14 protein-coding genes and 1 pseudogene are annotated in these 18,388 nt (G+C 55.8%); 14 read left to right on the top strand and 1 reads right to left on the bottom strand.

The genetic code is table 11. The features are described from left to right. Positions 1 to 156: 156 nt before the first annotated feature. The 13 genes and pseudogenes from gyrA to POS17_RS21565 all read left to right on the top strand — a co-directional run bounded on the left by gyrA (position 157) and on the right by POS17_RS21565 (position 16,811). Positions 157 to 2,826 carry a DNA gyrase subunit A gene (gene gyrA / locus POS17_RS21610; RefSeq protein ID WP_060840451.1) on the top strand — a complete coding sequence of 890 codons (2,670 nt, stop codon included), beginning with the start codon at positions 157 to 159 and terminating at the stop codon, positions 2,824 to 2,826. Positions 2,827 to 2,890: 64 nt separating this feature from the next. Then, a complete protein-coding gene (serC, locus tag POS17_RS21605) occupies positions 2,891 to 3,976 on the top strand; it encodes a 3-phosphoserine/phosphohydroxythreonine transaminase (protein ID WP_042940789.1) in 1,086 nt (361 codons plus the stop codon). Continuing rightward, entirely contained in the window at positions 3,976 to 5,070 is a 1,095-nt protein-coding gene (gene pheA, locus POS17_RS21600; protein WP_016964092.1) for a prephenate dehydratase, read from the top strand. The genes serC and pheA overlap by 1 nt, the downstream gene beginning before the upstream one ends. A gap of 10 nt (positions 5,071 to 5,080) precedes the next feature. Continuing rightward, positions 5,081 to 6,193, top strand: a complete 1,113-nt coding sequence (hisC, locus tag POS17_RS21595) for a histidinol-phosphate transaminase (RefSeq protein ID WP_060840450.1) — start codon at positions 5,081 to 5,083, stop codon at positions 6,191 to 6,193. Between the two features lie 28 nt (positions 6,194 to 6,221). Beyond that, on the top strand, positions 6,222 to 8,429 hold the full coding sequence (locus POS17_RS21590; protein ID WP_016964090.1) for a bifunctional prephenate dehydrogenase/3-phosphoshikimate 1-carboxyvinyltransferase: 2,208 nt from the start codon (positions 6,222 to 6,224) through the stop codon (positions 8,427 to 8,429). After that, on the top strand, positions 8,426 to 9,115 hold the full coding sequence (gene cmk / locus POS17_RS21585; RefSeq protein ID WP_060840449.1) for a (d)CMP kinase: 690 nt from the start codon (positions 8,426 to 8,428) through the stop codon (positions 9,113 to 9,115). Before POS17_RS21590 ends, cmk begins: the two co-directional genes overlap by 4 nt. 121 nt (positions 9,116 to 9,236) lie before the next feature. Continuing rightward, positions 9,237 to 10,931, top strand: coding sequence for a 30S ribosomal protein S1 (rpsA, locus tag POS17_RS21580; protein ID WP_007931318.1), 1,695 nt, complete (start codon positions 9,237 to 9,239; stop codon positions 10,929 to 10,931). 188 nt (positions 10,932 to 11,119) lie between these two features. After that, positions 11,120 to 11,408: pseudogene (locus POS17_RS32400) on the top strand (hypothetical protein). A 141-nt stretch (positions 11,409 to 11,549) separates the two neighbouring features. Beyond that, the gene (ihfB, locus tag POS17_RS31215; RefSeq protein ID WP_068587689.1) at positions 11,550 to 11,837 is read left to right on the top strand and encodes an integration host factor subunit beta; all 288 of its coding nucleotides are present in this window, start codon (positions 11,550 to 11,552) and stop codon (positions 11,835 to 11,837) included. A gap of 370 nt (positions 11,838 to 12,207) precedes the next feature. After that, a complete protein-coding gene (locus POS17_RS31210; RefSeq protein WP_082729920.1) occupies positions 12,208 to 13,170 on the top strand; it encodes a UDP-glucose 4-epimerase family protein in 963 nt (320 codons plus the stop codon). Between the two features lie 94 nt (positions 13,171 to 13,264). Further along, positions 13,265 to 14,284: an MraY family glycosyltransferase gene (locus tag POS17_RS21575; RefSeq protein WP_173655913.1), complete on the top strand. Its 1,020-nt coding sequence runs from the start codon at positions 13,265 to 13,267 to the stop codon at positions 14,282 to 14,284. Between the two features lie 91 nt (positions 14,285 to 14,375). After that, positions 14,376 to 16,370: a polysaccharide biosynthesis protein gene (locus POS17_RS21570; protein ID WP_060840448.1), complete on the top strand. Its 1,995-nt coding sequence runs from the start codon at positions 14,376 to 14,378 to the stop codon at positions 16,368 to 16,370. A 111-nt stretch (positions 16,371 to 16,481) separates the two neighbouring features. Next, entirely contained in the window at positions 16,482 to 16,811 is a 330-nt protein-coding gene (locus POS17_RS21565) for a ComEA family DNA-binding protein (RefSeq protein WP_060840447.1), read from the top strand. A gap of 167 nt (positions 16,812 to 16,978) precedes the next feature. On the opposite strand, the gene POS17_RS21560 is transcribed toward POS17_RS21565, so the two are convergent. Then, a complete protein-coding gene (locus POS17_RS21560; protein ID WP_060840446.1) occupies positions 16,979 to 17,539 on the bottom strand; it encodes a TetR/AcrR family transcriptional regulator in 561 nt (186 codons plus the stop codon). A 188-nt stretch (positions 17,540 to 17,727) separates the two neighbouring features. Between POS17_RS21560 and POS17_RS21555 the strand changes: the two genes are divergently transcribed. Next, positions 17,728 to 18,381: a GntR family transcriptional regulator gene (locus POS17_RS21555; protein ID WP_060840445.1), complete on the top strand. Its 654-nt coding sequence runs from the start codon at positions 17,728 to 17,730 to the stop codon at positions 18,379 to 18,381. The last annotated feature ends 7 nt before the right edge of the window (positions 18,382 to 18,388 follow it).

The raw sequence follows: 18,388 nt of genomic DNA, 5'->3' as shown, positions 1-18,388 counted from the left end.
AGGTGGTCCGATGCGGCCGCCTTCACTGCGCAAATCCATGGCATAACTTGTTGATTTGTCGTAAGTCGGTGCATGGCACTAGGCCTGCAGCGGCGAGCTTCGTTCGTCCCATATGGATGTGACGAAGTTTCACCAGAAAAAGGAATCAGGCTTCTCATGGGCGAACTGGCCAAAGAAATCCTCCCGGTCAATATCGAAGACGAGCTGAAACAGTCCTATCTCGACTACGCGATGAGCGTAATCGTCGGGCGGGCACTGCCTGATGCGCGCGATGGCTTGAAGCCCGTGCACCGGCGTGTGCTCTACGCGATGAGCGAGCTCGGTAACGACTGGAACAAGCCGTACAAGAAATCTGCCCGTGTTGTCGGTGACGTGATCGGTAAGTATCACCCGCATGGTGATACCGCGGTGTACGACACCATCGTTCGTATGGCCCAGCCATTCTCCCTGCGCTACCTGCTGGTAGACGGCCAGGGTAACTTCGGTTCGGTCGACGGCGACAACGCGGCGGCCATGCGATACACCGAAGTGCGCATGACCAAGCTGGCGCACGAGCTGTTGGCCGACCTGCACAAGGAAACCGTGGACTGGGTGCCGAACTACGACGGCACCGAGATGATCCCGGCGGTCATGCCGACCAAGATCCCCAACCTGCTGGTCAACGGTTCCAGCGGTATCGCCGTGGGCATGGCGACCAATATTCCGCCGCACAACCTCGGTGAAGTCATCGACGGTTGCCTGGCGCTGATCGACAACCCCGAGCTGAGCGTTGACGATCTGATGCAATACATCCCCGGTCCGGACTTTCCGACCGCGGCGATCATCAACGGTCGTGAAGGCATCATCGAGGCCTATCGTACTGGCCGTGGCCGCATCTACATGCGTGCCCGCTCGATCATCGAAGACATCGACAAGGTCGGTGGCCGCCAGCAGATCGTCATCACCGAGCTGCCTTACCAGCTGAACAAGGCTCGCTTGATCGAGAAGATCGCCGAGCTGGTGAAAGAGAAGAAACTCGAAGGTATCACCGAGCTGCGCGATGAGTCCGACAAGGACGGTATGCGCGTAGTGATTGAGTTGCGTCGCGGCGAAGTGCCTGAGGTGATCCTCAACAACCTCTACGCCCAGACCCAACTGCAGGCAGTGTTCGGCATCAACATAGTGGCGCTGATCGACGGTCGTCCGCGGATCCTCAACCTCAAGGACCTGCTGGAAGCCTTCGTTCGTCACCGTCGCGAAGTCGTGACCCGCCGCACCGTGTTCGAGCTGCGCAAGGCCCGTGAGCGTGGCCATATCCTTGAAGGCCAGGCCGTTGCCCTGTCCAACATCGACCCGGTCATTGCCCTGATCAAGGCCTCGCCAACACCGTCGGAAGCCAAGGAAGCGCTGATCAGCACGCCGTGGGAGTCCAGCGCGGTCATGACCATGGTCGAGCGCGCCGGCGCGGATTCCTGCCGTCCGGAAAACCTTGATCCGCAGTACGGTCTGCGCGATGGCAAGTACTTCCTGTCCCCGGAGCAGGCGCAAGCCATCCTGGAGCTGCGTCTGCACCGCCTGACCGGCCTCGAGCACGAGAAGCTGCTGGCCGAGTATCAGGAGATCCTCAACCAGATCGGCGAGCTGATCCGCATCCTCAACAGCGCTACGCGCTTGATGGAAGTGATCCGCGAAGAGCTGGAAGTGATCCGTGCCGAATACGGCGATGCCCGTCGCACCGAGATCCTTGATGCCCGTCTCGACCTGACCCTGGGCGACATGATTCCGGAAGAAGAGCGCGTGGTGACCATCTCCCACGGCGGCTATGCCAAGACCCAGCCGCTGGCTGCCTACCAGGCTCAGCGTCGCGGCGGTAAGGGCAAGTCGGCTACCGGCGTCAAGGATGAGGACTACATCGCTCACCTGCTGGTTGCCAACAGCCACACCACGCTGCTGCTGTTCTCCAGCAAGGGCAAGGTGTACTGGCTCAAGACTTACGAGATTCCCGAAGCATCCCGCGCCGCTCGCGGCCGTCCATTGGTGAACCTGCTGCCGCTGGACGATGGCGAATACATCACCACCATGCTGCCGGTCGAGGAATACACCGAAGGTCACTACATCTTCATGGCTACCGCCAACGGCACCGTGAAGAAGACCCCGCTGGAATCCTTCAGCCGTCAGCGCAGCGTCGGTCTGATCGCCCTGGAGCTGGACGAAGGCGATGTGCTGATCAGTGCCGCCATCACGGATGGCGAGCGCGAAGTGATGCTGTTCTCCGACGGTGGCAAGGTGACTCGCTTCAAGGAGTCCGACGTGCGTGCCATGGGCCGTACCGCCCGCGGTGTGCGCGGCATGCGTCTGGCCGAAGGCCAGAAACTGATCTCCATGCTGATCCCGGAAGAAGGCAGCCAGATTCTCACCGCTTCCGAGCGTGGTTTTGGCAAGCGCACGGCCATCAGCGAGTTCCCCGAGTACAAGCGTGGCGGACAGGGCGTTATCGCCATGGTCAGCAACGAGCGTAACGGTCGCCTGGTTGGTGCGGTGCAGGTGCTGGACGGTGAGGAAATCATGCTGATTTCCGATCAGGGCACCCTGGTTCGTACTCGGGTCGACGAAGTGTCGAGCCTGGGCCGTAACACTCAGGGCGTGACCCTGATCAAGCTGGCCAACGATGAAACCCTGGTGGGCCTGGAGCGTGTGCAGGAGCCATCGGAGATCGAGGGCGAAGAGTACGAAGGTGAAGAGGGCGCTGAAATCGAGGGCACCGTGCTGGATGCGGCAGCCGAGCCGGATGATGCAACCGATAGCCAACAGGCAGACGCCGCAGGCGAAGAAGAGTCGCAAGACTAAATAAATCGTAGCAGGGCAGAGTGTTTGCTCTGTCCGCTACCGTGAATGCATAGCGAGAGTGGATGTGAGCAAACGAGCCTATAACTTCTGCGCAGGTCCCGCTGCGCTACCTGAAGCTGTCCTGTTGCGTGCCCAGGCCGAATTGCTGGATTGGCATGGCAAGGGCCTCTCGGTCATGGAGATGAGTCATCGCAGCGATGAATTCGTCTCCATTGCCACCAAGGCCGAGCAGGATCTGCGTGATCTGCTGAATATCCCCTCGAACTATAAAGTGCTGTTTCTGCAAGGCGGCGCCAGCCAGCAATTTGCCCAGATTCCACTGAACCTGCTGCCAGAAGGCGGCAAGGCTGACTACATCGACACCGGTATCTGGTCGCAGAAAGCCATCGAAGAGGCTTCCCGCTACGGTCAGGTCAATGTCGCGGCCACTGCCAAGCCTTACGACTACTTTGCGATTCCCGGCCAGAACGAATGGCAGCTGTCGAAAGACGCCGCCTACGTGCACTACGCGCCGAACGAAACCATCGGCGGCCTGGAGTTCAACTGGATCCCGCAAACCGGCGATGTTCCCCTGGTGGCCGACATGTCTTCCGACATCCTCTCGCGCCCTGTGGATATCTCCCGTTTCGGCATGATCTACGCCGGCGCGCAGAAGAACATCGGTCCCAGCGGCATCCTGGTGAACATCATTCGCGAAGACCTGCTGGGGCGTGCCCGTTCCCTGTGCCCGACCATGCTCGACTACAAGGTCGCTGCGGATAACGGCTCGATGTACAACACGCCGCCGACCCTGGCCTGGTACCTGTCCGGCCTGGTGTTCGAATGGCTGAAGGAGCAGGGCGGGGTGGAAGCCATCGCCAAGCTCAACGAGGTCAAGCAGCGCACCCTGTATGACTTCATCGATGCCAGCGGCCTGTACAGCAACCCGATCAACAAGTCCGACCGCTCGTGGATGAACGTGCCGTTCCGCCTGGCCGACGATCGCCTGGACAAGCCGTTCCTGGCTGGCGCCGAGGCCCGCGGTCTGCTCAACCTCAAGGGCCATCGCTCGGTGGGCGGCATGCGCGCCTCCATCTACAACGCCGTGGACATCAACGCCGTCAATGCGCTGGTGGCTTACATGGCAGAGTTCGAGAAGGAACACGGCTGATGTCTGAGCAAGAACTCAAGGCCCTGCGCCTGCGCATCGATGCTCTGGACGAGAAGGTCCTGGAGTTGATCAGTGAGCGTGCGCGGTGTGCCCAGGAAGTTGCCCGGGTGAAGATGGCTTCCCTGGCAGAAGGCGAAGTGCCGGTGTTCTATCGTCCCGAGCGTGAAGCTCAGGTGCTCAAGCGTGTCATGGAGCGCAACCAGGGGCCGCTGGGCAACGAAGAGATGGCGCGTTTGTTTCGCGAAATCATGTCTTCGTGCCTGGCCTTGGAGCAGCCGCTGAAAGTGGCTTACCTCGGCCCTGAAGGTACCTTCACCCAGGCAGCGGCCATGAAGCACTTCGGTCACGCCGTGATCAGCAAGCCGATGGCGGCGATCGACGAGGTGTTCCGCGAAGTGGCGGCCGGCGCGGTCAATTTCGGCGTGGTGCCGGTGGAGAACTCCACCGAGGGCGCGGTCAACCATACCCTCGACAGCTTCCTCGAACACGACATGGTGATCTGCGGCGAAGTCGAGCTGCGTATCCACCACCATCTGCTGGTGGGCGAGAACACCAAGACCGACAGCATCAGTCGTATCTACTCCCATGCCCAGTCCCTGGCCCAGTGCCGCAAGTGGCTGGACGCCCATTATCCGAATGTCGAGCGCGTGGCGGTGTCCAGCAACGCTGAGGCGGCCAAACGGGTCAAGGGCGAATGGAACTCGGCGGCCATCGCCGGCGACATGGCTGCGGGTCTGTATGGGCTGACGCGCCTGGCAGAGAAGATCGAGGATCGTCCGGACAACTCCACGCGCTTCCTGATGATCGGTAATCAGGAAGTGCCGCCGACCGGCGACGACAAGACTTCGATCATTGTCTCCATGAGCAACAAGCCCGGTGCCCTGCACGAGTTGCTGGTGCCGTTCCACGACAACGGTATCGACCTAACGCGCATCGAGACCCGACCCTCGCGCAGCGGCAAATGGACCTATGTGTTCTTCATCGACTTCGTTGGCCACCACCGTGATCCGTTGATCAAGGATGTGCTGGAGAAGATCAGTCAGGAAGCAGTGGCACTCAAGGTGCTGGGTTCCTACCCGAAAGCGGTTCTCTGAGGCTTTAACAATGAGTGGCGACTTCCTCGCACTGGCACAACCAGGCGTGCAACAACTTTCGCCTTACGTTCCGGGCAAGCCCGTGGACGAACTGGCCCGTGAGCTGGACATCGATCCGGCCACCATCGTCAAGCTGGCGAGTAATGAAAACCCGCTGGGCGCCAGCCCCAAGGCGCTGGCGGCGATTCGTGACGAGCTGGCGGAATTGACCCGTTATCCCGATGGCAACGGCTTTGCCCTCAAATCCCTGCTGGCCGAACGCTGCGGCGTGGATATCCAGCAGGTCACTCTGGGCAACGGCTCCAACGACATCCTTGAGCTGGTGGCGCGGGCCTACCTGGCGCCAGGACTGAATGCGGTGTTCAGCGAGCATGCCTTTGCCGTCTATCCCATCGTGACCCAGGCGGTGGGGGCCGCGGCGCGTGTGGTTCCGGCCAGGAATTGGGGGCATGACTTGCCGGCCATGCTCAAGGCCATCAATGAGCAGACCCGTGTGGTGTTCATTGCCAACCCGAACAACCCGACCGGTACCTGGTTCGGTGCCGAAGAACTGGATGAGTTTCTGCAGGACGTCCCGGCTCATGTGCTGGTGGTACTGGACGAAGCCTATATCGAGTACGCCGAAGGCAGCGATCTGCCGGACGGCCTGGACTTCCTGGCGGCCTACCCGAACCTGCTGGTATCGCGGACCTTCTCCAAGGCCTATGGCCTGGCGGCCCTGCGGGTCGGTTATGGTCTTTCGACCCCGGTGGTGGCGGATGTGCTGAACCGAGTCCGTCAGCCGTTCAACGTCAACAGCCTGGCCCTGGCGGCGGCTTGTGCCGCGTTGCAGGATGGGGATTACCTGGTTGAGAGCCGTCGTTTGAATGAGGCGGGCATGCAGCAGCTGGAGGCCGGGTTCGGTGATCTGGGCTTGAGCTGGATTGCGTCCAAGGGCAACTTCATTGCCGTGGATGTGGGGCGCGAGGCTGCCCCCGTGTTTCAGGGCTTGTTGCGTGAAGGGGTGATTGTGCGTCCGGTGGCTAACTACGGGATGCCTAACCATTTGCGCGTCACCATCGGCTTGCCGGCGGAAAACACACGTTTCCTTGAGGCTTTGGCCAAGGTTCTGGCTCGTGGTTGATGTCATTCCAACGCAATCTGCTGTACCTATGATCGGTCGCCTGGTGGTGATCGGTCTGGGATTGATTGGCGGCTCCTTCGCTAAGGGGTTGCGCGAAAGTGGCGTGTGCCGCGAAGTGGTCGGTGTCGATCTGGACCCGCAGTCCCGCCAGTTGGCGGTTGAGCTGGGGGTTGTGGATCGCTGTGAAGAGGATCTGGCTCTGGCTTGCCAGGGGGCCGATGTGATTCAGCTGGCCGTGCCGATCCTGGCCATGGAAAAGCTTCTGGCGCTGTTGGCCAGGATGGATCTGGGGCAGGCGGTGCTGACCGATGTCGGCAGTGCCAAGGGTAATGTGGTGCGCGCGGCACAAGAGGCGTTTGCTGGCATGCCGGCGCGCTTCGTCCCCGGGCATCCGATTGCCGGCTCCGAGCAGAGCGGTGTCGAAGCCTCCAATGCCCAGCTGTTCCGTCGCCATAAAGTGATCCTGACGCCTCTGGAGCAAACCGATCCGGATGCGCTGGACCTGGTCGACAGGCTTTGGCGTGAACTGGGGGCGGATGTTGAACACATGCAGGTCGAGCGCCATGACGAGGTCCTGGCGGCCACCAGTCACTTGCCGCACTTGCTGGCATTCGGCCTGGTGGATTCGCTGGCCAAGCGCAGTGAAAATCTCGACATCTTCCGTTACGCTGCGGGCGGGTTCCGCGATTTCACGAGAATCGCCGGCAGCGACCCGGTCATGTGGCACGACATCTTCCTCGCCAATCGCGAAGCGGTTCTGCGCACACTCGATACATTTCGCAACGACCTCGACGCCCTGCGCGATGCGGTCGATGCAGGGGACGGGCATCAGTTGTTGGGCGTATTCACTCGCGCCCGGGTTGCCCGCGAGCATTTCGGTAAAATCCTGGCCCGCCGGGCCTATGTGGACGCTATGAACTCCAACGATCTGATTTTCCTGGCAAATCCTGGTGGCCGCCTGTCTGGGCGGATTCGTGTACCGGGCGACAAGTCGATTTCCCACCGTTCGATCATGCTCGGCTCCCTGGCTGAAGGCACCACTGAAGTCGAGGGTTTCCTCGAGGGTGAAGATGCCTTGGCCACGTTGCAGGCATTTCGCGACATGGGGGTGGTCATCGAGGGGCCGCACCATGGGCGTGTGACCATCCATGGCGTGGGGTTGCATGGCTTGAAGCCGGCACCGGGCCCGATCTACCTGGGCAACTCCGGTACTTCGATGCGTCTGCTCTCCGGTTTGCTGGCTGCACAGAGCTTCGACAGCACTCTGACGGGGGATCCTTCTCTGTCCAAGCGCCCAATGAACCGCGTGGCCAATCCGCTGCGGGAAATGGGGGCGGTGATCGAGACGGCGGCCGAAGGGCGTCCACCGATGGTGATTCGCGGTGGCCACAAGCTCAAGGGGCTGACCTATACCTTGCCAATGGCCAGTGCCCAGGTTAAGTCGTGCCTGCTGTTGGCCGGTTTGTACGCCGATGGGAAGACCACCGTCACCGAGCCTGCGCCGACTCGCGATCACACCGAGCGCATGCTGCGAGGCTTCGGTTACTCGGTGAATGTCGACGGTGCAACCGCTTCGGTTGAATCCGGCGGCAAGCTCAAGGCGACTCATATTGAAGTGCCGGCAGATATCTCCTCTGCAGCGTTCTTCCTGGTCGCGGCGTCGATCGCCGAAGGTTCGGAGCTGGTGCTTGAGCACGTGGGTATCAACCCGACCCGTACTGGCGTAATCGATATCTTGCGGCTGATGGGTGCTGATATTCGTCTGGAGAACCAGCGCGAAGTCGGCGGTGAGCCTGTTGCGGATCTGCATGTGCGCGCAGCCAAACTCAAGGGGATCGAGATTCCCGAGGAATTGGTACCGCTGGCAATTGATGAATTCCCTGTGTTGTTCGTGGCGGCGGCCTGCGCTGAAGGACGCACTGTGCTGCGCGGCGCGGAAGAGCTGCGGGTCAAGGAATCTGACCGCATCCAGGTCATGGCTGACGGCCTGTTGACCTTGGGGGTCAAGTGCGAGCCGACTCCGGACGGCATCATCATTGATGGTGGGCAGATCGGCGGGGGCGAAGTGCACGGTCACGGCGATCACCGTATTGCCATGGCCTTCAGTGTTGCCTCGTTGCGGGCCAATGCGCCGATTCGTATTCACGACTGCGCGAACGTCGCGACTTCGTTCCCGAATTTTCTCGCGCTGTGCGCGCAGGTGGGGATTCGGGTTGCACAAGAGGCTCAGTCGTGAATATCAAGGCGCCTGTAATCACCATCGACGGGCCCAGCGGTTCCGGCAAGGGCACCATTGCCGGCAAGTTGGCCAAGCATTTGGGGTGGTGCTTGCTGGATTCCGGCGCTTTGTACCGGTTGCTGGCGTTCGCGGCACGCAATCATGGGGTCGACCTGACCAACGAAGAGTCGCTTAAGTTGCTGGCGGCGCATCTTGATGTGCAGTTTCTTGGCGCCACCGAAAATCATCCGCAGAGAATCATTCTCGAGGGCGATGATGTAACTGATGATCTGCGTAATGAGCAGGTTGGTTCCTGGGCTTCTCAGGTCGCGGCGCTGCCGGCCGTGCGTGATGCCTTGTTGCAGCGTCAGCGAGCTTTTCAGGAGCCGCCGGGGCTGGTTGCGGATGGTCGCGATATGGGGACAGTGGTGTTTCCGGATGCGCCGTTAAAAATTTTCCTCACTGCCAGTGCCGAGGAGCGTGCTCGTCGACGTTACTTGCAGTTGAAGGGGAAAGTCGATGGTGTTAGTCTGTCCAGTCTGCTAGATGAGATTCGTGCGCGCGATGAGCGCGATACCCAGCGAGCGGTGGCCCCGCTCAAGCCGGCGGCCGACGCCATACAGCTGGATTCTACGGAGTTGTCCATCGATCAGGTGTTGCAACGCATTCTGAGCGAGATCGCCATTCGCGATATCGCCGGGTGAACAAGGAAGATCGCGGGGGACCAGTCATAGTCCTGCGATCTTTCTTTTATATGAACGTAACCCACATTGTCTGGGATGTGGCAGATGGGCGTATTCTTCGCCCTTATCAACAGGAATTAAAATGAGCGAAAGCTTTGCGGAACTCTTTGAAGAAAGCCTAAAAACCCTGAACCTTCAGGCAGGCTCCATCATCACCGGTGTTATCGTCGACATCGACTACCAAGCGCGTTGGGTAACAGTTCACGCTGGTCTGAAGTCTGAAGCACTGATCCCGCTTGAGCAGTTCTACAACGATGCTGGCGAACTGTCCATCAATGTTGGTGATGAAGTTCACGTTGCTCTGGATTCGGTTGAAGACGGTTTCGGTGAAACCAAGCTCTCCCGTGAAAAAGCCAAGCGCGCTGAATGCTGGATCGTTCTGGAAGCAGCCTTCGCAGCCGAAGAAGTGGTCAAGGGCGTTATCAACGGTAAGGTTAAAGGCGGCTTCACTGTCGACGTTAACGGCATCCGTGCGTTCCTGCCAGGTTCTCTGGTTGACGTCCGTCCAGTGCGCGATACCACGCACCTGGAAGGCAAAGAGCTCGAGTTTAAAGTCATCAAACTCGATCAGAAGCGCAACAACGTTGTCGTTTCCCGTCGTAGCGTCCTCGAAGCCGAGAACTCCGCTGAGCGTGAAGCTCTGCTGGAATCCCTGCAGGAAGGTCAGCAAGTCAAAGGTATCGTCAAGAACCTCACCGACTACGGCGCATTCGTTGATCTGGGCGGCGTCGATGGCTTGCTGCACATCACCGACATGGCTTGGAAGCGCATCAAGCATCCATCCGAGATCGTCAACGTTGGTGACGAGATCGATGTCAAGGTTCTGAAGTACGATCGCGAGCGCAATCGTGTTTCCTTGGGTCTGAAGCAACTGGGCGAAGATCCATGGGTCGCTATCAAGGCTCGTTACCCAGAAAGCACCCGCGTTACCGCGCGTGTAACCAACCTGACCGACTACGGCTGCTTCGCTGAGCTGGAAGAGGGCGTTGAAGGCCTGGTACACGTTTCGGAAATGGACTGGACCAACAAGAACATCCATCCTTCGAAAGTCGTACAAGTTGGCGACGAAGTGGAAGTTATGGTTCTGGACATCGACGAAGAGCGTCGTCGTATCTCCCTCGGCATCAAGCAGTGCAAGTCCAACCCATGGGAAGACTTCTCTGGCCAATTCAACAAGGGCGATAAAATCTCCGGCACCATCAAGTCGATCACCGATTTCGGTATCTTCATTGGTCTGGACGGCGGCATCGACGGTCTGGTTCACCTGTCCGACATCTCCTGGAACGAAGTGGGCGAAGAAGCCGTACGTCGCTTCAAGAAGGGCGACGAGCTGGACACCGTTATCCTGTCGGTTGACCCAGAGCGCGAGCGTATCTCCCTGGGTATCAAGCAGCTGGAAAGCGATCCGTTCTCCGAGTACGTTCAAGAGAACGACAAAGGCGCAATCGTTAAGGGTGTTGTAAAAGAAGTTGACGCCAAAGGCGCCATCATCACCCTGGCTAACGATATCGAAGCTACTCTGAAAGCCTCCGAAATCAGCCGCGACCGCATCGAAGATGCGCGTAACGTTCTGAAAGAAGGCGAAGAAGTTGAAGCCAAGATCATCAGCGTTGACCGTAAGAGCCGTGTAATCCAGCTCTCGATCAAGTCGAAAGACGTTGAAGACGAGAAAGAAGCTATCCAGAGCCTGCGCGACAAGCCAGCTGCTTCGGATATCGCTGCTGGTCCTACCACTCTGGGCGACCTGCTGCGTGCACAGATGGAAAAACAGAACTAAGTTCTGTTTGACCATAAAAAGGGCGACTTCGGTCGCCCTTTTTTGTGCGTGAGATTTGAGGTGAAAAGAGTGGGGAAACCAATGTTAGCAATGGGTTGTCTCTTTCTTAGTGGCTGGCTCCTTTGGGTCTAAGACTTTTAGTCTAACGGTGTGTTGCCCGGGCGGCGCTGGCTGTCCTAAGGAAGAGCATGATCAGGCAGAGTGTTGTTGTTTTTCTTCTTCTCCCGGCCGGGTGTGTGACCAATGTAAAGGCTCATGCAGTTCGTAGGGGGGGGGGGCAGCGGTATAGAGATTGCCTGTTCAGGATTGGGGGTGGGCTGGAGCAAGTGTTACGAGCGTGCTGAGCTTGAGTGTAGGGCTGATGGATACAAGGTCATCACCAAGTCCCGCGACTCCATGGATGAGGAGGGGAATTACCCTTTTGGTTGGAATCCGGCGGGTCATCTGACTCGAACGATGTTAGTCGTGTGTCGATAGGTAGATATTGTATTTTGGCTGCTGCTTCTTTTATGGACTGCTGAGTTTGTATCTGCTTTGCGCATGGGCTGTTCAAAACCTTCTGGGCGTGCTAAAACCTTTTGAGCACTGACCTAGCTGCTTGAAAAAGAAGGGAAAAATATGACGAAGTCGGAGTTGATCGAACGAATTGTCACCCATCAAGGGCTGCTGTCATCTAAGGATGTCGAGTTGGCCATCAAGACAATGCTTGAGCAAATGTCTCAGTGTTTGGCTACAGGTGATCGGATTGAAATTCGCGGGTTTGGTAGTTTTTCGCTTCACTATCGGGCTCCTCGGGTAGGTCGGAATCCAAAAACGGGTCAATCAGTTAGTTTGGATGGAAAATTCGTTCCACATTTCAAGCCTGGTAAAGAGCTCAGAGATCGGGTGAATGAAGATGAGGAATGATTTAAAGGCTATGTGATTTTTGCTTTATAAGTTTATTCTATTATTTAGCCTTGTAGTTATAAAGAATGTTGTTGTGAGATGGCTTGGCGAAGTGCCCCCTGTTGCATAGATTATATGGTTTGATTTTTCTTGATTGTTTTTTAGGGGGGGCGCTTAGCCTTTTCGAGTTTTGATCTTTATTTAGGCTTTGTGTAGTACTCATCTATTCAGGTGGGCGTTGGCTGTAGTGAGTTATTCGTAGATTTTATTTTTTCGGATTTTGGTGTTTCATGAAGGGCTTGGTTCGCCATGCCCTTGCAAGCGCATAATGAAATTTCAAGTTTTTCAGCTGTTATTCTGTAGCGTCGTGTTGAGTAAGGTATGTTAAATCATGAGTAGAGTCCTTTTGACGGGCGCTTCCGGTTTTGTAGGACGGGCTGTTGTTGAGCGCTTGTCTAGTATTTCAGCTCATCAATTAACCGTCGCAATACGCAAGCCATTGCAGGGCTTAGCAGCCACTACGAATGCAGTTCAGATCAACCAGATAGATGGTGCTACTGATTGGACTCAGATTCTGCCCGATTGTGATGTTGTCATACATGCAGCAGCCCGTGTTCATGTGATGCAAGAGTTCTCTGTGGATCCTCTTGCTTCGTTTCGAAAGGTGAATGTGGAAGGAACGCTAAAACTGGCGCGACAAGCAGCCCAAAGAGGAGTGCGTCGTTTTATATTTATCAGCTCCATCAAAGTCAATGGTGAGGGGACGTCACTCGGTATCCCCTATACTGCCGATTCAGAGTTACTCCCGCTTGACCCTTATGGCATCTCGAAGATGGAGGCGGAAAAAGGACTTTTAAGTATTGCCTCGCAAACGGGGATGGAGGTAGTGATCATTCGTCCACCGCTTGTTTATGGTCCCGGAGTTAAGGCGAATTTTTTGACTATGATGCAGTACTTGTATAAAGGAGTTCCCTTACCCTTCGGCTCCATACACAATCGAAGAAGCTTAGTGGCATTGGATAATTTGGTAGACCTAATTGTAACTTGCATTAATCATCCCGAGGCCGCAAATCAAGTTTTTTTGGTTAGTGATGGGGACGATCTATCAACTACTGCATTGATGAGAAAGATGGGGGATGCACTGGGTAAGCCTGCTCGCTTATTGCCGGTGCCGAGCGGTATTTTGACATTTTTTGCTGGTCTGTTAGGAAGGACATCACTTTCTCAGCGATTATGTGGTTCGCTTCAAGTTGATATTGCAAAAAATCGCGAACTGTTGGGGTGGGTTCCGCCTGTCAGTGTAGATTCGGCGCTTATTCTTACGGCCAAACATTTTCTTGAGGGAGAAACTTAGTTTCTATCGCTGTGTGGTGTGTTGAAAGCTGGATGTATCTAAGAGGGGTAATGCTGGTTATCTTTTTTATTCGGTCTCAGGGTGTGGATTTTACATGGTGATTTTGTGGTTGATGTTGGCGGTACTTGGTATCTCGCTCTTTTTAACATGGGGGTTGCGGCGTTACGCGTTAACTCGCAGCTTGCTGGATATTCCCAATCATCGTAGTTCCCATTCTGTTCCTACTCCAAGAGGAGGAGGGGTAGCAATTGTCTTGAGTTTTCTTGCGGCAGTCCCTTTCCTGTCATTTTTTGCTGATTTGTCTTGGTCATTTATCTGGACTCTATGGGGCGCAGGTGGGCTCATAGCTGTGGTTGGTTTTCTGGATGATCATGGGCATATAGCTGCACGTTGGCGACTAGTTGCACATTTCTCTGCCGCTATTTGGGCAATGTTCTGGATACGTGGCTTGCCAGCTGTTCAGTTATTGGGAGTCGATTTCGATCTGTCTTGGGTTGGTCATCTTTTAGCCGTTTTCTATCTGGTCTGGATGCTTAATTTATATAATTTTATGGACGGTATTGATGGAATAGCCAGTGTTCAGGCTGTTACGGCATGCCTTGGCGCATGTCTTATCTATTGGCTGGCCGGAGATACATCTTTGATCTGGGCACCGTTATTATTGGTTATGGCCGTTTTGGGTTTTTTGTATTGGAATTTTCCTCCTGCGCGTATCTTCATGGGGGATGCGGGTAGTGGTTTTCTTGGTCTAGTGCTGGGGATCTTATCAATACAGGCGGCGTGGGTTTCGTCGCGCTTCCTCTGGGTGTGGGTGATTCTTCTCGGTGTATTTATTGTTGATGCGACCTTTACGCTGATGCGTAGATTGTTACGTGGCGATAAAGTTTATGAAGCCCATCGTAGTCATGCTTATCAGTTTGCGTCGCGTCAGATTGGTAGGCATTTGCCTGTGACCTTAGCGGTCATGGTAATCAATATTTTTTGGTTGTTTCCGATAGCCATATGGGTGGGGCTCTTCGATCTGGATGGTACTATAGGCACGGTATTGGCTTATGCGCCGTTGGTTTTCCTTGCTGCTAGGTTTAATGCTGGCAAGCTTGAGAAAACCGCCTGATAGTGGTCAATATCATGGGCTGCCAAAGAAAGCTCCCCATTGGCGCTAAAACTGATATTGAGGAAAGGGGCTGGGGCTCATAGAAGCGATTATGGATAAAATACGAACACGTCTCTTGAGGCTCCCGCGCCGACAAAAACGAGTCCTGCAAGTGATCACCGATATCTTTTTGGTATGGGCGGCATTGTGGATGGCGTTCGTTGTGAGGCTGGGCTTTGATGAACTCACTAACCCCTTTGTTGTGCATTTCTGGCTTTTTGCCAGTGCACCTGTTGTTGCTATTCCATTATTCATCAGGTTCGGAATGTACCGTGCAGTCATGCGTTACTTCGGGAACGATGCCCTCATTGCAATAGTCAAGGCGGTAACCTTATCTGCATTGGTTCTTGCATTGGTTGTCTATCTCTACAGTAATCATCAAACCGTAGTGCCACGTTCAATTGTATTCAACTATTGGTGGTTGAGTATGGTTATGATCGGTGGGCTCAGACTGGTTATGCGTCATTACTTTCTCGGGGATTGGTTCACGGCTGCTCAGCATGTACCGTTCACCAATCGTGATGATGGTTTGCCCAAAGTGGCGATCTATGGCGCAGGGGCCGCAGGTAATCAGTTAGTTGCAGCGTTGCGATTAGGGCGTCTTATGCGCCCAGTCGCATTTATCGATGATGACAGCAGTATTGCCGACAGAATGATCGCTGGGTTGCAGGTATATAAACCCAAGCATTTGCAGCAAATGATCGACGACACCGGAGCAGAAGAGATACTTCTGGCAATTCCTTCATCAACTCGCAGTCGTCGTAGAGAAATCCTTGGTTTTCTTGAGGGGTTCCCTCTTCATGTCCGTAGTGTTCCCGGATTCATGGATCTTGCCAGTGGTCGAGTGAAGGTAGATGACATTCAAGAAGTAGACATTGCTGACTTGCTCGGTCGTGACTCTGTTCCCGCTCAAGGGGATTTGCTGGCGCATTGCATCCAGGGACAAACCGTCCTGGTGACAGGTGCCGGCGGATCTATTGGCTCTGAACTATGTCGGCAGATTCTGAGTCTGAACCCTACTACGTTAATATTGTTCGAGCATAGTGAGTTCAATCTTTACAGTATCTTGTCCGAGCTTGAACAGCGGCGAACGCGTGAGGCGCGCGCTGTAAAACTGCTTCCGATTCTAGGATCGGTGCGTAACTTTGAGAAGTTGTTGTCGGTCATGAAGACCTGGAACGTCGCGACGGTCTATCATGCAGCGGCTTATAAACACGTGCCTATGGTGGAGCATAATATTGCGGAGGGCGTGCTCAACAATGTGATAGGCACACTCAACACTGCACAAGCTGCCTTGCAGTCCGGTGTTGCCAACTTTGTACTGATTTCCACTGACAAGGCTGTTCGCCCAACCAATGTAATGGGCAGCACCAAACGTTTGGCGGAGCTCACTCTGCAGGCCTTAAGCAAAGAAGTGGCTCCGGTGTTATTCAATGACCCGTCGAATATTTCAAGGGTCAATAAAACCCGTTTCACCATGGTGCGTTTCGGCAACGTATTGGGCTCCTCGGGATCGGTCATTCCGCTGTTCCACAAACAGATCAAAGCCGGCGGCCCATTGACGGTCACCCATCCGAAAATTACTCGCTACTTCATGACCATTCCTGAGGCTGCGCAGTTAGTTATTCAGGCAGGGTCGATGGGGCAGGGTGGTGATGTTTTTGTATTGGACATGGGCGAGCCAGTAAAAATTGTCGAGCTGGCAGAAAAGATGATTCATCTCTCCGGGCTGAGCATACGCTCGGAAAAAAATCCCCACGGTGATATCGCCATCGAGTTTACCGGTCTGCGTCCTGGTGAAAAGCTTTACGAAGAGTTGCTGATTGGTGATAACGTAGTGGCTACTCAGCATCCGATGATCATGAGTGCCAATGAAGACCATCTGCCTTGGGATTCACTGAAAGGCAAGCTCAGTGAGCTCCTTGCTGCGCTGGACGCAGATGATTATGCAAGGGTTCGCCAGTTGCTCCGTGAGACGGTGAGTGGCTATACACCGGATGGCGAAATTGTCGACTGGGTTTATCAGCAGCACCGCCTCAAACCCTGAGGCTACATACGCAGTAACTCTCCCGCCTTTGACTTGCCTCCCGCATCACCTAGGTTTGGAAGGCAGCTTCGGAAAAGCTGCTTTCCTTACTCGATGTCATGGAGCGTCATTATGCAAAACTCGTATTTCCTCTCTCTGATCTTTGCCTTCCTGGCCAGTCTTTCGCTTACCACTCAAGCGGCTCCTCTTGTCAACGCGCCGGCCAGCTCTCCCGAAATCGTGGAGCTGGCAACCGCTCAAAGTGGCAAGGTCAATATCAATACCGCTGACCAGGCCTTACTGCAGCGCGAGCTCTTCGGTATTGGCGAGGCCAAGGCCAAGGCGATTGTTGCTTATCGCGAAGAGAATGGCCCTTTTGCTTCGGTGGATGAGCTGTTGGAGGTCAAGGGGATTGGCAAGACCATCCTGGAGCGCAATCGGGACAAGCTCGAGGTCAATTGATTTGATTCTGTAATCACCAGAGGCCGGACTTCCACCGGCCTCTGGCATGTCTGAGGGCTTCTGGCTCGCAAGTGAACCTGTGGCGAAGTCATGGATGGTTTTAGCGACTCAGGGATGTCAGGTCGCAAGCGTTCACTGCCTTCGAGCGTTGTCTGGAGCGGGCGGTGTTACTTAAGCTCCCGCTCCTTCAGGCCATTGGCGACAACATCCAGAATCCGCTCGCCCAATTCAGCGTTTTCCACGCTGCGCGAGAGCATCAGCGCACCCACCAGGGTCGACATGATCATCAGGCTGCGCTGCGCTTTGTTATCGCCTTCCAGGGTGTCTTCCAGTTGCGCGAGCCTGGTGTTCAGTACTGCATCGGTGACGGGGCTGGGTTGGCCACGTTGGCCGAGCTCCGCGCTCATGGTCGGTAGCGGGCAGCCCAGATGGGGGGAAGTCCGGTGCCATTCGGACAGGTAGTTGTCGATAAACGCCTGTAGCGGCTGCGCTTGTGCGAACAAGGTGGCGCAATGGGCATCCAGGTCTTGGGCCGCTGAGCTTAGTGCTTCCTCTACCAGCTCATCCTTGGATTTGAAGTGGGAGTAGAAACCGCCATGGGTCAAGCCCAGCGCCTTCATCAGGGGTTGCAACCCCGTTGCGCCTATTCCATCACGGCGAAAGCGTTCCGAAGCTTCTTTGATAATGCGTTGGTGAGTCTGGGCTTTATGGTCTGCTGAATAACGCATTTGAGAAACCTCCACATCTAGAGCGCCATTTTAACCAAGGATGGTCAGATCACGCCGCACCTTCTTGTAGGCTTTATCTGTAGGTACAGCGTTCTGACAGGTATTGCTGTTAGGAGTCTCATGGAGGTTTGGCACGATAATTGTTTGCTGATTGATCAAAAGTTGTTGAACAATCCAGAGGCGCCTCCATGAGCAACGGTTTATCCCTGGCGGACCAGATCACCGTGGAACTGCGTGCAGACATCATCGGCGGTCGCTTGCTGCCTGGCATGCCGCTGGTGGAAAGCGAGCTGGTCAACAGTTACAACGCCTCTCGCAACACCATTCGTGAAGCACTGCACCGTTTGGGTCAGGAGGGCCTGGCCCTTTATGTCCGGCATAAGGGCGTGGTGGTTCGCCGTCTCGGTCATGACGACATACGGGACCTGTTTCGGGTACGCCGCACTCTCGAGTTGCAGGCGATCGCCGGCGCCCGCCCTCTGTGTGAGCTGCAGTCCGAGCGCATGCTTGATGCCATCGAAGCGGCCGAGCTGGCCCGGGAACGTGAAGACTGGCGCGCCGTCGGTACCCATGGTTTGCGCTTCCATCAGCATGTGGTGGGGTTGCTGGATTCGCCGCTGTTCGATGAGTTCTTCACCAATGTGGTCGCACAGTTGCGCCTGGTGTTTTGCAACGCGCCGGACGAAGCGCAGTTTCAGGCCCCCTGGCTGATGCGTGACCGGATCATTTACCAGTGCTTGGCAGAGGGGGACAGAACCTCCGCCGGCGAGGCCATGGAAACGTATCTGGACGACTCCGAGCGCTTGTTGTTGAGCATGTTCAGCCAATCCTTACGTCACTGAGCGAGGG

Origin of the sequence: Pseudomonas sp. Os17 (genome assembly GCF_001547895.1) — a bacterium.
GTDB lineage: Bacteria > Pseudomonadota > Gammaproteobacteria > Pseudomonadales > Pseudomonadaceae > Aquipseudomonas.
The sequence above is the reverse complement of the archived record's forward strand: the minus strand, read 5'-3'. Positions and strand labels throughout refer to the sequence as shown.

Bases quoted from the DNA above. Each gene is read 5' to 3' on its own strand.
- gyrA (WP_060840451.1), top strand. From the start codon at position 157: ATGGGCGAACTGGCCAAAGAAATCCTCCCGGTCAATATCGAAGACGAG.
- pheA (WP_016964092.1), top strand. From the start codon at position 3,976: ATGTCTGAGCAAGAACTCAAGGCCCTGCGCCTGCGCATCGATGCTCTG.
- hisC (WP_060840450.1), top strand. From the start codon at position 5,081: ATGAGTGGCGACTTCCTCGCACTGGCACAACCAGGCGTGCAACAACTT.
- POS17_RS21590 (WP_016964090.1), top strand. From the start codon at position 6,222: ATGATCGGTCGCCTGGTGGTGATCGGTCTGGGATTGATTGGCGGCTCC.
- rpsA (WP_007931318.1), top strand. From the start codon at position 9,237: ATGAGCGAAAGCTTTGCGGAACTCTTTGAAGAAAGCCTAAAAACCCTG.
- ihfB (WP_068587689.1), top strand. From the start codon at position 11,550: ATGACGAAGTCGGAGTTGATCGAACGAATTGTCACCCATCAAGGGCTG.
- POS17_RS31210 (WP_082729920.1), top strand. From the start codon at position 12,208: ATGAGTAGAGTCCTTTTGACGGGCGCTTCCGGTTTTGTAGGACGGGCT.
- POS17_RS21575 (WP_173655913.1), top strand. From the start codon at position 13,265: ATGGTGATTTTGTGGTTGATGTTGGCGGTACTTGGTATCTCGCTCTTT.
- POS17_RS21570 (WP_060840448.1), top strand. From the start codon at position 14,376: ATGGATAAAATACGAACACGTCTCTTGAGGCTCCCGCGCCGACAAAAA.
- POS17_RS21565 (WP_060840447.1), top strand. From the start codon at position 16,482: ATGCAAAACTCGTATTTCCTCTCTCTGATCTTTGCCTTCCTGGCCAGT.
- POS17_RS21560 (WP_060840446.1), bottom strand. From the start codon at position 17,539: ATGCGTTATTCAGCAGACCATAAAGCCCAGACTCACCAACGCATTATC.
- POS17_RS21555 (WP_060840445.1), top strand. From the start codon at position 17,728: ATGAGCAACGGTTTATCCCTGGCGGACCAGATCACCGTGGAACTGCGT.